A 14,511-nucleotide genomic window follows, 5' to 3' on the forward strand; every position below is an offset into this window, starting at 1 on the left:
CAAACTCACATTAGAAAGCATCATATGGAACAACTCTATCATACTACACAATTGATTGGAATTAAAGACAAAAATATCACGTTGAACAAAGTTTTGAAACACAAGACACACATTGAGATGATAGCTACACTGGACTACGCTCCTGGAAACTGTAATCACTGTCAGGGAAAACAGATAAAATATGACTTCCAAAAGCCATCGAAAATACCATTTCTTGAGGTGGCTGGCTTCCCCAGTCTTATTAGGCTCAAGAAACGGCGTTTTCAATGCAAGAATTGTCGTAAGGTAACCGTCTCTGAAACCAGCTTGGTACAGAAAAACTGTCAAATCTCTGAACCTCTCAGACAGAAGGTCGCGCAAGCCTTGGTCAATCGTCAAGCCTTAACACACATTGCTCAGGATTTAGCGATTTCAACCTCTACCGTACACCGAAAACTCAGGGAATTCACTTTCAAAGAGGACTTCTCTCGTCTGCCTGAAATCCTCTCCATCGATGAGTTTTCGTATCAAAAAGGAAAGCTTGCCTTCATTGCACAGGATTTTGAGACCAAGAAAATCATCACCATCCTTGAGAATCGGACACAAACAACCATTCGCAATCATTTCTTCAGGTATTCTAAAGAGGCTAGGAACAGCGTGAAAGTCGTTACCGTTGATATGTCTGGCAGCTACATCCCGATGATTCCTAAGCTCTTTCCCAAAGCTAAGATTGTTATTGACCGTTTCCACATTGTTCAACACATGAGCCGTGCTCTTAATCACACACGTATTCAACTTATGAAACAGTTCGACAAGAAATCTTTAGAATATCGTGCCCTCAAATACTACTGGAAATCCGTGCTGAAAGACAGTCGTAAACTCTCTCTAAACAGCTTTCGTTCAAGGACTTTTGGAGAAACGCTCACACCAAAAGAATGTTTGACCGAGATATTCCACCTTGTCCCTGAGTTGAAAGGGTATTATGACCTCTACCAGCTCCTACTGTTCCACCTGCAAGAGAAAAACGCTGACTACTTCTTTGACTTGATTGAAGAAGCCTTACCACATCTCAATCAAACCTTTAAAACAGCTCTGAGAACTATCCTTCACCACAAGCAACACGTCATAAACGCTATTGAGCTTCCTTATTCTAACGCCAAACTGGAGGCAACCAACAAACTCATCAAAGACATCAAGCGTAATGCCTTTGGATTCAGGAACTTTGACAACTTTAAAAAACGTATCTTTATCGCTTTAAACATGCAAAAAGAGAAGACGCATTTCGTCTCCTCTCGTGCTTAGCTATAAGTCACCCACTACAGTTGACAATGAGTCTTAATTATTTAAGTGAGTTTTTGACATTTATAATGCTTTTACAGCTTCAATGGCGGCTTGATAGTTTGGTTCGGAATTGACGTTTTCAAGATATTCAGCGTAAACAAGCTTATTATTCTCATCTAAAACCAGTACAGCACGCGCTAACAGATGCCATTCTTGCATCAAAAGCCCATAGGTTTTTCCGAATGTATTGTCATAGTAGTCGGACATCATCACCGCGTGCTCCAAGCCTTCTACGCCACACCAACGTGCTTGCGCAAATGGCAAATCGACTGAAACAGTAATAACAACAGTATCTTCCATATCTGATAATTCTTTGTTAAATGTCCGAGTTTGTGTCGAACAGATTCCTGTATCAATTGACGGAATAACGCTGATAACTTTCTTCTTACCAGCAAAATCTGATAAGCTTTTTTGTGCCAAGTCAGTTGTTGTTAGGGTGAAATCTGGTGCTGTTTCCCCAATTTGCAATTGTTGCCCGACTAAGGTTACAGGCTTTCCAAGAAATGTTGTCATAAGTAAATCCTCCATTAGAAAAGGAGCAGTTTGCCATGGCTCAATAAATAGAAAATACTATCTTGCCAAAGGTCAACCCACAATTCATTGTTTTCCCTATTGTAACCAATTTTACTATTTTTAACGAACAATTTGTTTGGAAATTGTAAGACCTGTAATTCTCTCTAAACCTGCCGTTGAATTTAATCATCTTGGCGCATATCACATGGTTTCAAAACACAAGTTTAGTCAGTAACATTATTTTCAGTAACATTATTTTCAAAAACATAAGCAATTGCTCGGACTGGTGAACCCGTCGCTTCTTTCCAATTCGGATAAGCAATTGAAATGAGAGCACCCGTTGGTGGTAACTTATCCAAGTTAGCCAAGACCTCAACTTGATATATGCCTTGTTCTAACACATAATATTCTTGTTGGAGCTTTCCGCCGGCATTGGCAACAGCTTGACCGCTATCCGTGTCAAATGTTTCATGCCCAATTGCTTTTACATGACGTTCATGAATAAGAAATTCAAGCGCTTCTCTTGACCAGCCTGGTGTTTGCTGCACCCCATTCTCATCCAAGTTAGTTAAGGCCTCTTGAGATGGCCAACGTTTTGACCAATCACTACGAAAGGCAACAAAACTTTCAGGCTGAATTTTCCCATGATACTTTTCAAATGTTAAAATATCCTGCTTTGTCAATTCATAATTCGGATTAGCAGCGACAGCGTCTGATTTATCGATAACATAAAGCGGCAAAAGTAAATCTTCTAGCGGAATCTCATCTAACCACTTTCCCCCAGCGACAAAATGAATTGGAGCATCAATGTGCGTTCCGTACTGTCCAACGACGGAAAATTCCTGAACATGAAAGCCGTCCTTCAACGTAAAAACATCTTTTTTCTTAAGATTGGGTAACAATGGAAAATGTGGACTATTTTCATCAATCTGATGCGATAAATTAACTAATTTTGCTGATTTCACAGCTGACAGAACTTCATTAAAACTCACCATATACAATGCCTCCTTAGTGCTTAATAAAAATTGTTTATACAGTATATAACTTACTGCCCCTAAAAACAAGGGATTTAGGCATACTAATATTTTATAAACAGCTATAACTATCAATTATAGTTTTGAGATTAAGAGAAAACCAACCTGCGTTAAACAGGTTGGATACTTTTACCCATAGATAGAATGAATAGCTATTTTAGATTGTTTCCAATGCTAAACGTAAGTCTTCAATCAAATCGTCAGCATTTTCAAGTCCAACAGAAATACGGATCTGGTTACGTGTGACACCGCAAGCTAACAAATCTTCTTCAGACAATTGTTGGTGTGTTGTTGTCGCTGGGTGGACAACAAGAGATTTTGCATCTGCTACATTGGCTAAATCAGAGAAAATTTCCAAATGATCAATAACTTGGCGTGCTTCGTCTTGACCACCTTTTACGTGGAAAGTGAAAATCGAGCCTGCTCCTTTTGGCAGATATTTTTGTGCCAACGCATAATACGGACTTGATAGCAAACTTGGATAATTCACTTTTTCAACTTTTGGATGATTTTCTAGGAAATCAACAATTTTCTTCGTATTTTCAACATGGCGTTCGATGCGCAATGACAACGTTTCAAGTCCTTGTAAGAGCAAGAAAGCATTGAATGGAGATAGAGCTGCACCAGTATCACGCAAAATTTGCACACGTAATGCTGTAATGAAAGCTGCCGCACCGATGCCACGTGTGTAGCTGATATTGTGATAAGAAGGGTCCTCGTCTACAAATTGAGGGAATTTTCCTGAAGCTTCCCAGTCAAATTTACCAGAGTCAACAATAACACCAGCAATGGTTGTCCCATGTCCACCGATAAATTTAGTTGCCGAATGAACTGAAATATCTACCCCATGTGAAAAGACATTAATAAGATATGGAGTGCCAAAAGTATTATCCGCCACAAGAGGAATCTTATGTGCATGGGCAATATCTGCCACTTTTTCAATATCTGGAATATTAATCAAAGGATTACCAAGTGTTTCGATAAAGACCAATTTTGTATTGTCTTGAATAGCTGCTTCGACTTCTTCCAAATTATCAACATCAACAAACGTTGTTGTGATACCATAACGAGGCAATGTTTCTTTTAGAAGATTGAATGTTCCACCATAAAGCGTTGTTGCTGCAACGACATGGTCACCTGCATGTGCTAAACCAAGGACAGTATAAGTGATTGCTGCCATACCAGATGCAGTCGCAAGAGCGCCAACTCCATCTTCCAAAGCTGCAAGACGATCTTCAAAAACAGCCACAGTTGGATTCCCAATACGTGAATAAATATTCCCTGTTTTTTTCAAGCCAAATAAATATTCAGCTTCTTGAGCATCTTCAAAAACATAAGATGTTGTTTGATAAATCGGAACGGCACGTGATTTCGTTGTTGGGTCAACAGTTTGACCAGCGTGTAATTGTAACGTTTCAAAATTGTATTTTCGTGTCATAGGCAACTCCAATCTAAACTTTTTAAGATGTACATACATTTTACACTCTTTTATTAATCTTGACTAATATTTATTAAAAAAGACTAGCTATAGTTTTAAACTATGCCCCTCCTAGTCAAAGAAACTGCTAAGTCTTTGAGTGTCAATTTCTACTTATTTGGACTGTGCAATGGCAGATATAACCGCCACACCGTCTGCACCAGTTTGTTTTATGGCTGCCACATCTCCAAAAGTAATACCTCCTATCGCCACGATTGGGATTTCTTTATCATAATCTCTAACGTTATTTAAACCTTTTAAGCCAATCACCTCACCTGCACCATTTTTAGATGAGGTTGAAAAAATCGGTCCTACGCCAATATAATCAACTAATTCAACAGCCGATCGTTGGTATTCTATGATCAAGCCAACAGACAGGTCGATGATTTTATTTGGAAAAAGCTGGCGCGCTTTGGTAATCGGCAAATCATCTTGCCCTAAGTGAATGCCGTCCGCATCAAGTTCTAGTGCTAAATCCACATCATCATTGATAATCAAAGGTATCTGAATATATTCAATATTTTATTTCCTTAAAAGATAATCATATTATAATGTTTCAAAAGCAATTAAGGAGACAAAATCATGAGATTATTTTTAAAAATAAAATTTACCACCTTTTGACCGTTTCTCGTTTTCTAAATACTATCGGCTCCTCCTTGTACAATATTGTTTTTGTCATCTATGCTGCTACCGTTTTTCATTCGAAAATTATGATGAGTATTGCTAATGTGACAATGGTCGTTCCGACACTCTTTACCATTTGGATTGGAATAAAAGCTGACCAAAACCAAGCTAAAAAGAAATGGATTGTTATCACAGGTTTCGTTCAAGCAATTATTTTTACATTCTTAGCTTTCATAATCAATGAGCCTAGTTTGCTTGCTTTTTCTTTTATTTGTCTCTTTAACATTCTTAGTGATATGCTAAGTGACTTTTCAAATGGTCTGTGGATGCCCATTATTGAGAAATACGTTCGCCAAGAAGATTTAATTGAAGCCTATTCCTTTACACAATTCATCTCTTATATCTGTAGTTTTTTTAGACAAGCCTTGGGTATCTGGTTGTTAACGGTTTCTAAGCAGAACTTTTCACTTGTCACACTCATCAATGCGCTATCGTTTTTACTATCAGTACTAGTGGCATTACTCATCAAAGATAACGCCAATTATGATGTCTTGCCCAATGGAAAAAAACAGTTATTATAAGAGCAATTTTCAGCTTTATACCATAATGTGATGCTGATTTTCAATGAAGCTAGTATAGCAGATTTTAGTCGGCTGCTTCTGTCAATTCTTTGCTTAAATATGCTTGGTGGCTCACTTAATGCATTCATAATATTTGGCTACTGACTGCCAAAATTGGTCACCTTTCTTACAGCCAAGCGCTACTTCTTATTGAGTTTATCTTAGTTGTTGGTATTCTGATAGGAAGTTTAACGCCACACGATTACTTTTCTAAAAAATCAGTTAGGGAGTTGCTAAAAATTAATGCCGTTATTTTTTTCTCGTTGGTCTGTCTAACCTCATTCACCTACCGTTAATTTTCGGTGTGCTGATACTAGCATTCGCGAGTTATCTGGTGGGAAAAGTCAATCCTAAAATTAATTCTCTATTACTAAGCAAACTTCCTGCTAATACCTTAGCACAGACGAATAATTTCTTGTCTTTTTTATTCACCTCGTCACTTCCTGTCGGAACCGTTTTATTTAGCAGCTTATCTTTGTGGAATATCACATTCACTTGGCTTACCTTTCTTATTGTAGCAGTCATTATCTTTAGATTCTCAACACCAAGCAAAACAATTAATACTGATTAAAAATCTTGCTTAAAAGGAACCTGAGTTTTGTCTCAGATTCCTTTTGATTTATACTTGTTTATTTCTTCTCAATCGGTGCGACGCTGGCTAGTAGTTTTTTGAGACCAACTTCTGGAAAATTGATTTTAAGTTCTTGTGTTTTTCCGCTTCCTGTAACGGCTAGAACGGTACCGTCACCCCATTTTTTATGGTGAGCAATGTCACCAATTTGCCAATCGACCGCTTCTTTTGAAGCACTAGCTGATTGACCAACTGGAACAGCTTTGCCAGCTTTTGAAAATGGCTGCGCTCCACGGCTTGATGTTGGTTGAACTTTTGCTTTACGTGCTTGAAGAGCTTGCTGTAAGCTCATGCCTTGTCCGAAAGTCAATTGCTCATCACTACTATTGCTATATCGAACACCAAATGATGAATTAGCTGGACGCGCTAAACCTTGGTATTGCAATAATTCGTCATCAATTTCACGAATAAAACGTGACGGACGGTTATAGCCTGTCTTACCAAACAAAGTACGTGTGTTAGCATTGGTTACAAAAAGCAATTGTTCTGCACGTGTAATCCCAACGTAAGCCAAACGGCGTTCTTCTTCTAATTCATCTTGGTCCTCGGCGGCACGAGAAAGTGGAAAGACGCCTTCTTCCATACCAATCAAGAAAACAATTGGAAATTCCAATCCCTTGGCAGCGTGCAAAGTCATCAAGGTCACTTCTGCAGTTTCCGTATCACCATCATCAGTATCAGCAATCAAAGCCAAATCATTTAAGAAACGACTTAGTTTGTCAATACCAGATTCATCTTCTGGGGCATCTTCTTGATTATCATCAAAATTCTTAGTTACAGTCAAGAATTCTTCGATATTTTCAATACGCGCTTGGCTTTCAAGGGTATTTTGCACACGAAGGGCATCAAGGTAACCAGTTTTGTCAAGAACAGCTTCAACCAATTCTGTAACAGTCATCTGGTCTAAGTCATCACGAAGTTTCATGAGCAGATTCGCCAAATCCCAAACCGCTTGTGCTGCTTTTCCTTTTACGCCAGAAAGCATGATATTAGCAGACGCATCTAACAAACTCATGTTTTGCATATTGGCAAAATCACGAATTTTTTCAAGGGTACCAGGACCAACGCCACGTTTTGGTTCGTTGACGATACGTTCATAACTGATATTATCCGCAGTATTTGCAATCACATTGAGGTATGAAATCACATCACGAATTTCCTTACGGCTGTAAAATTTTGTTCCACCAACCATTGTATAAGGAATGTTTGATTTTAACAAAGCTTCTTCAATGGTACGTGATTGCGCATTGGTACGGTATAGAACTGCAAAATCTTTGAAGTTCTTGCCTTCTTCGCGGACAATATTGTCAATCGTAGAAGCGACAAAGACTGCTTCTTCACGTTCATCACGTGCACGGTAATAGACAATCTGCTCACCGTCAGTATTTTGCGTCCACAATTTTTTCGGACGACGATTGCGATTATTATTAATCACCGCGTTTGCTGCTTGCAAGATTTTCTTGGTTGAACGATAATTTTCTTCCAATAGAACAACTTTTGCTTCTGGATAATCCTTTTCAAAATCAAGGATATTTTGCATATCTGCACCACGCCAACCATAAATGGATTGGTCAGCATCACCAACAACACAGATATTCTTAAAATGAGACGCCAAAAGTTTCACCAATTGATATTGCGCATGGTTAGTATCTTGATACTCATCTACATGAATGTATTGGTAACGTTGTTGGTAATAAGCCAAAACATCAGGATTTTGGTCAAACAAACGAAGCGTTAACATGATAAGGTCATCAAAATCCATTGCTTCGCTGCGGCGCAATTCTTCTTGATAAGCCTTATAACATTTGGCAACAATTTGCATGTACATGTCACCTGCTTGATTTTCATAAGCTACCTCATCAAGCAAATCATTTTTGGCATTTGAAATTGTCCCAAGAATCGCACGTTCATTCCATTTCTTAGGGTCGAGATTCAGATTTTTTAAAATACGTTTCATGAGCGTGCGCTGCTCACCTGGGTCAACAATCGTAAAATTGCGATTATAGCCAATGTGGTCAGCATCACGACGCAAAATTCGCACACACATGCTATGGAAAGTTGCGATCAACGTATCAGCCGTCGCAGGATTTAACGCCATAGCACGTTCACGCATTTCACGCGCCGCTTTATTTGTAAAAGTAATCGCAAGGATATTCCAAGGATTTACAAATTTTTCATCAATTAAGTAAGCAATACGATGCGTTAAAACACGTGTCTTACCAGAACCAGCTCCCGCCATGATTAAAAGCGGACCTTCCGTTGTCTTAACAGCCTCTGCCTGCTTGTCATTCATACCATTTAATAAAGGATTCATCGTAAAATACCACGGATGTCACTATTTCGCTAAATAAATAAGCAAATTATCCGAGTTTTATTCCTCTCTAGATTAATTAGTCATATAAAGATAATGCTTATCTATTGTACCATTTTTTGGAAAATAGTGTTGGCTGCTTTCACTTTGTTTGGCAAATTTTTAGGAAATAAGCATGAATACTGTCATCGCTATCGACCTCTGGGTGAAAAGCAAGTCCCAATTGGTTTTAATAGCGAACCGCAACAATTTTTCCGTCTTTTTCAGCCAAAATGTCCACCCCTTTACTGACCTTGCTGATATAAGGCGCGTGAACGAGGGTTACTGGCAGTTGACCCAAGTCTAAAAAATCAAGCTCTATGTAGAAACTGCCTAATTGTCTGCCGTAAGCGTTCCGTCTAACTGTCACTGGCAATGTCGCAAGGTAATTTTCTTGTTGATTTTCAATTTTCTCTGCTAATAAAATCAAACCTGCGCAGGTTGCAAAAATTGGTAAACCTGCTGCTATTTTGTCTTGCAATGGTTTAAGCAACTTCAAATCACGCAATAATTTTCCCTGAACAGTTGACTCGCCACCAGGTAAAATAATGCCGTCTAAGGGAGCTTGTAAATCCTCTCTTTGTCTAATTTCAATCGCCTGCCCTCCCAAAGCACGCACCTTTTGATAATGCTCTTCAAAATCACCTTGCAAAGCTAATATACCAATTAAAACCATATATCTCTCCCTTAAATCCCACGTTCAGCCATAAGAAGTTTAATTTCATCTTCATTAATCCCAACCATGGCTTCGCCCAAATTTTCTGATAATTTAGCAAGCAATGCTTTATCTTGGTAATTTGTCACAGCTTGTACAATCGCACGCGCACGTTTTTCTGGGTCACCTGATTTGAAAATGCCAGAACCAACAAAGACACCTTCTGCTCCCAAATGCATCATTAGCGCTGCATCTGCTGGCGTCGCCACACCACCTGTGGCAAATAAAACAACTGGCAATTTTCCAGTTTCGTGCACTTCTTTGACTAATTCATATGGCACTTGAAGCTCTTTTGCGGCACAGTACAATTCGTCATCACGAAGTGATTGAAGGAGAGCAATTTCTTGATTCATTCGGCGCAAATGACGAACGGCTTGAATGACATCGCCTGTACCAGGTTCACCTTTTGAACGAATCATACTAGCGCCTTCAAAAATACGGCGTAAGGCTTCCCCAAGATTTTTAGCACCACAAACAAAAGGCACCTCTAAGCTTGTTTTATCAATATGATAACGGTCATCTGCTGGTGAAAGCACCTCACTTTCATCAATGTAATCAATCTCAATAGCTTCTAAAATCTGAGATTCCACAAAATGCCCAATGCGAACTTTTGCCATGACTGGAATAGAAACCGCTTCTTGAATTTCTTTAATCATTTTGGGGTCACTCATGCGAGAAACACCGCCTACGGCTCGAATATCAGCTGAAATTCTTTCAAGTGCCATAACGGCACAAGCACCAGCAGCTTCAGCGATTTTAGCTTGTTCTGGTGTTGTCACATCCATAATAACCCCCACTTTTAAGCGTTTAAGCCAATTGTTTGTTGAGTTGATAACGTTGATTTGTCATAAGAAATACCTCATTTACTTTTTAATTGATTTTCATTATAATAAAAACTGACATGGTATCAAGTGCCATTTTAAAACTTTTTTACAAGGTCATATTGGTGATTTATTCTTACTTACACTTTGGATAATCACGGAAAAATTCCGCTTTACGAACAACTTTACCGCGCTATTAAAATAGATATTACAAATGGTACATTGAAAGCAAATGATAAATTACCTTCTAAGCGTAGTTTGGCTAAACATCTGGGCATTTCCATTGTCACCGTTGAAACCAGCTACCAACAATTAAAAGCTGAAGGCTACATTTACAGTCAAACTAAAAAAGGCTTTTTCGTTGCCAATATTAAGCCATATCGTCCGCCAGTTAAAAAGACAGTAAGGTTAGTTTCAACTCCAACAAGCATGCCAGGTGAGACAAAACCGACCTTAAACCTTAGCAATAATCAGACGAATTCTGAAACATTTCCATTTGCCACTTGGTCAAAATTAGTCCGCCAAGTCCTCAATAATTGTCAAAATGAGCTGGTTACACCTTCTCCTAGTAAAGGTGTGCCACTTCTACGGCAAGCTATTGTCAACCATTTAAATGATTATCGGGGAATGGCTGTTGACCCAAAGCAAATCATTATTGGAGCTGGTACTGAATACCTCTACACGCTCTTGATTCAACTTCTGGGGCTGGATAAAACCGTTGCCCTAGAAGAACCAAGTTATCCGAAAATCACCGAAATCTACCGACAATTTAATATTAATCTTATCTATATTCCTATGGAAAATGACGGACTTGATACTGCTCAACTCAAAAAATCGACAGCTGATATTGTTCATTTGTCGCCCTCTCATCAATTTCCAACTGGTGCCATTCTTTCTATTAGTAAACGTTACGAATTGCTTAGTTGGGCAAGTCAAGGCGACCGCTATATTATTGAAGATGATTATGATAGTGAATTTCGTTTTCAAGGCTTGCCCATTCCGAGTCTTCAAGAAATTGATAGTTCAGGAAAAGTCATCTATATCAACACTTTCAGCAAAAGCCTTGCTTCCACACTACAAATAAGTTACTTGATACTTCCACCTCAATTATTAGATACATTTGAAGAAAAGCTAAGTTTTTACAACAATACCGTTTCTAATCTGGAACAATACACCTTGGCTTACTTTATTCAAGAGGGGTATTTTGAAAAGCATTTAAATCGTATGCGGCTCTTTTATCAGAAAAAACGTGATGAACTGATTCATCGTTTGATGACAAGTCCTCTAAACAAACGAATAAGCATTCATGAGCAAGAATCGGGTTTGCATTTCATCTTGCATATTCAAAGTGACCGATCTGAACAAACAATTTGCCAATTGGCTAAAAAACATGGGCTACAGATGACACCATTATCACGCTATTATCGTTGCCAAAACATCCATTCTGACAAGGATTTTATCATTAATTACGCCAATATCACCTCACCTGACATCGACAAGATTATTAATATTTTTTTGCAAATTATTCCTTAATTATTTCAAAAATAACATTTTTCCCAAACATTACAAAAGATACTATTGACAAAGTTCGGATTTTTCTTTAAGATAGTAAACGAATTAAATAGCAAACCGAATGATGTCATTCAGGAGAAGAAAGCTTGCCTTTCGCCGAAGGAGTTACGCTCTCAGGTGTCATAGACAGGACTGGGTGACGGACGGACTTCTGGAGAGACCTTGTTATCAAACAATTTGATAACAGCTAGAATTTCCACTAGAGTCAGTAATGTTTTTAAGGGCTTTGTATTACTTACTGATTGCTAATTGGGTTATCTAGATTAGGCGCCGAAGGGGCAAGGTTGACCTTTGTCAACTCAAACTCTCAGGCAAAAGGACAGAAGATAAGAATGGATTCACAAGCGAGCATTAGGCTTGCTAAGTCTTCTTATCACTTTTCAGGAGTTATCTTTTTAGATAGCTCTTTTTCTATTGGCATCTTTGGCGCTATATTTAAAATGGGGAGACTATTTTTTTATGTTAGACTTTTTTACTTTACTTGATAATATTGTCTGGGGAGCACCGCTTTTAATCTTGCTCGTTGGGACTGGTGTTTACTTAACTGTCCGCCTCGGCTTACTTCAAGTGATTAAATTACCTAAAGCTTTTAAATTAATCTTTGCTGATGATAAAGGGCAGGGAGATATTTCAAGTTTTGCTGCTTTGGCTACTGCACTTGCCGCTACCATCGGTACAGGGAATATCGTTGGGGTGGCAACAGCTATTAAAGCTGGTGGACCAGGTGCACTCTTTTGGATGTGGATGGCTGCTTTCTTTGGAATGGCGACAAAATATTCTGAAGGGGTTCTTGCCATTAAATACCGTACTAAAGATGATAATGGTGAAATTTCTGGTGGTCCAATGTATTACATCCTCAATGGTATGGGAAAACGTTGGAAACCTTTAGCTGTTTTCTTTGCAGTTGCTGGTGTTTTGGTTGCTTACTTTGGTATTGGGACATTCTCACAAGTAAACTCAATTACATCATCGCTTGAAAATTCCTTTGGCTTGGCGCCACAAATCATAAGTGTTGTCATTGCAGTTCTTGTTGCTATCATCATTTTTGGCGGTATTCAATCTATCTCAAAAGTAGCCGAAAAAGTCGTGCCTTTCATGGCTATCATTTATATCATTGCTACGCTTGCTGTTATTTTCTGCCATGCTAACCAAATCCTACCAGCATTTGGTGAAATTTTCTCTGGTGCCTTTACAGGTACAGCTGCTGTCGGTGGTTTTGCTGGGGCAGTTGTTAAAGACGCTATCCAAAAAGGGATTGCTCGTGGTGTTTTCTCTAATGAATCTGGACTTGGCTCTGCTCCAATCGCCGCTGCTGCCGCTAAAACAGAAGAACCTGTTGAACAAGGGCTTATTTCAATGACAGGAACGTTCATTGATACAATTATCATTTGTACTTTGACTGGGCTTTCTATCATTGTTACTGGAAAATGGACTGTTTCTGGTCTTGAAGGTGCTCCGTTAACACAGGCTGCATTTTCATCAATCTTTGGAACACCTGGCGCAATTGCTCTTACTTTCTGTCTTGTATTGTTTGCCTTTACCACAATTCTTGGTTGGTCTTATTATGGTGAACGTTGCTTTGAATTCCTTTTCGGAACAAAACACATCAAACTTTATCGTAGCATCTTTGTCATCATGGTAGCACTCGGTGGTTTCTTAAAATTAGAATTGATTTGGGTTATCGCTGATATTGTAAACGGACTTATGGCTTTACCAAACTTGATTGCTCTCTTGGCTCTCTCACCAGTCATTATCCATGAAACAAAACATTATTTTGCCAAAAAATAAAAAATTATCCTAGGCTACAACAAGCTTAGGATTTTTTAGGATTAGCTCATTATGATAAAATAAAAGTGGATAAAGAGGCGTACCATGGTAAGACATGAATCAGCAAAACTCAAACTTTAACAAGCCCTTATTTTATTACTGGATAATGAAACATTTGAACGTATCACTGTTAGCAAGATTTGCCAGCAAGCACCCGTGAATCGTTCCACTTTCTATAACTATTACAACACTCAGTACAAACTATTGGAAGATGCTTATGATTACTTGACTTCCCTTTTTGTTACTGAATTCGAAGAATATCAAGCTGATCTTAATATGACAGACGAGACGCGTTTTATAGACGACGCCTACCTAATTTCCTATTTAACATTTGTGAAGGATCATCAAGGTATTTATAAAATTTATCTCGAACACGAACAAGATTTCCATCATAAAGAACGCTTTGATCGGTTAGTGAGCCATGTTTTCACCCCCTTTTATTATGCGCATAGTGTTACAAATAAAGTCAAAATGACTTATATGGCTAACTTCTTTTTAGCAGGTATTACTCAAGTTATCCGAGGTTGGATTTCTAATGGTTGTTCTGATGATATTTCATTTATTTCAGAAATTATTCAAACCTGTATTCCAAATGAAGACAAATAAATTAGCTGAGCACCTTGCATCAGCTAATTTATTTTAATTATTCAAACCGACAACAACTGGAATAATGCCGATAAGTAGTACCAGACCAACTAGACTTAAAATGAATCCGATGACAAAATTTCCTGAGCTAATCAGGGCAAAACCATTACCGAAAACAAGCGCAGCAACAACGGAATAGACTAATTTTCCAACTAGTTTTGGATTGACGTTTAGAGCTCCTTTGCCAGGCTTGCCGTCTTTATCAATATAAGTCATGTAACGTGGCGCATTAGCACTACCGCCTGTTGTCACATCAGTCGCAACAAGTCCGCGACCATCTTCATTATAAGCTCCTTCGGCTTAGTTGACAGCAATCGCCCCGCCCCAAAGGAAATTTTTTAGAAATGCTTTTGTCATCTATC

8 protein-coding genes, 5 pseudogenes and 1 riboswitch are annotated in these 14,511 nt (G+C 38.5%); of the genes and pseudogenes, 5 read left to right on the plus strand and 8 right to left on the minus strand.

The annotated features are described in order from the left end of the window. Window positions 1–24 precede the first annotated feature (24 nt). The gene (locus tag SMA_RS05435) at window positions 25–1,281 is read left to right on the plus strand and encodes an ISL3 family transposase (protein WP_014293928.1); all 1,257 of its coding nucleotides are present in this window, start codon (window positions 25–27) and stop codon (window positions 1,279–1,281) included. Window positions 1,282–1,341: 60 nt separating this feature from the next. Here the strand turns inward: SMA_RS05435 and tpx are convergent, their stop codons facing one another. From tpx to thiE, 4 genes and pseudogenes are all read right to left on the minus strand, one after another. Then, window positions 1,342–1,833 (minus strand): thiol peroxidase, encoded by a 492-nt coding sequence (gene tpx, locus SMA_RS05440; protein WP_014294613.1) that lies wholly within the window; start codon window positions 1,831–1,833, stop codon window positions 1,342–1,344. Between the two features lie 224 nt (window positions 1,834–2,057). Continuing rightward, window positions 2,058–2,828 (minus strand): cyclase family protein, encoded by a 771-nt coding sequence (locus SMA_RS05445; protein ID WP_014294614.1) that lies wholly within the window; start codon window positions 2,826–2,828, stop codon window positions 2,058–2,060. 196 nt (window positions 2,829–3,024) lie between these two features. Beyond that, the gene (locus tag SMA_RS05450; protein ID WP_014294615.1) at window positions 3,025–4,305 is read right to left on the minus strand and encodes an O-acetylhomoserine aminocarboxypropyltransferase/cysteine synthase family protein; all 1,281 of its coding nucleotides are present in this window, start codon (window positions 4,303–4,305) and stop codon (window positions 3,025–3,027) included. Between the two features lie 153 nt (window positions 4,306–4,458). After that, window positions 4,459–4,851: pseudogene (thiE, locus tag SMA_RS05455) on the minus strand (thiamine phosphate synthase); the annotation flags it as partial. Window positions 4,852–4,895: 44 nt separating this feature from the next. On the opposite strand from thiE, the pseudogene SMA_RS05460 reads away from it, so the two are divergent. Next, a pseudogene (locus SMA_RS05460) lies at window positions 4,896–6,159 on the plus strand (MFS transporter). A 58-nt stretch (window positions 6,160–6,217) separates the two neighbouring features. Here the strand turns inward: SMA_RS05460 and pcrA are convergent. From pcrA to pdxS, 3 genes and pseudogenes are all read right to left on the minus strand, one after another. Continuing rightward, entirely contained in the window at window positions 6,218–8,533 is a 2,316-nt protein-coding gene (pcrA, locus tag SMA_RS05465) for a DNA helicase PcrA (RefSeq protein ID WP_014294618.1), read from the minus strand. Window positions 8,534–8,672: 139 nt separating this feature from the next. Continuing rightward, window positions 8,673–9,245 (minus strand): annotated as a pseudogene (gene pdxT, locus SMA_RS05470) (pyridoxal 5'-phosphate synthase glutaminase subunit PdxT). Between the two features lie 11 nt (window positions 9,246–9,256). Next, window positions 9,257–10,133: pseudogene (gene pdxS / locus SMA_RS05475) on the minus strand (pyridoxal 5'-phosphate synthase lyase subunit PdxS). A 104-nt stretch (window positions 10,134–10,237) separates the two neighbouring features. Here pdxS and pdxR point away from each other — a divergent pair. The 3 genes from pdxR (at window position 10,238) to SMA_RS05490 (ending at window position 14,110) form a co-directional block, all read left to right on the plus strand. Continuing rightward, window positions 10,238–11,638, plus strand: a complete 1,401-nt coding sequence (gene pdxR, locus SMA_RS05480; protein ID WP_044563045.1) for a MocR-like pyridoxine biosynthesis transcription factor PdxR — start codon at window positions 10,238–10,240, stop codon at window positions 11,636–11,638. A 180-nt stretch (window positions 11,639–11,818) separates the two neighbouring features. Then, window positions 11,819–12,010: riboswitch (glycine riboswitch) on the plus strand. A gap of 126 nt (window positions 12,011–12,136) precedes the next feature. Beyond that, window positions 12,137–13,465, plus strand: a complete 1,329-nt coding sequence (locus tag SMA_RS05485) for an alanine/glycine:cation symporter family protein (RefSeq protein ID WP_014294622.1) — start codon at window positions 12,137–12,139, stop codon at window positions 13,463–13,465. 243 nt (window positions 13,466–13,708) lie between these two features. Continuing rightward, window positions 13,709–14,110: a TetR-like C-terminal domain-containing protein gene (locus SMA_RS05490; RefSeq protein ID WP_318248483.1), complete on the plus strand. Its 402-nt coding sequence runs from the start codon at window positions 13,709–13,711 to the stop codon at window positions 14,108–14,110. Window positions 14,111–14,322: 212 nt separating this feature from the next. Here SMA_RS05490 and SMA_RS11675 read toward each other — a convergent pair. Beyond that, window positions 14,323–14,506: pseudogene (locus tag SMA_RS11675) on the minus strand (family 1 glycosylhydrolase); the annotation flags it as partial. Window positions 14,507–14,511 lie beyond the last annotated feature (5 nt).

Source organism: Streptococcus macedonicus ACA-DC 198, from assembly GCA_000283635.1.
In the GTDB taxonomy this organism is placed as follows: Bacteria; Bacillota; Bacilli; order Lactobacillales; family Streptococcaceae; genus Streptococcus; species Streptococcus macedonicus.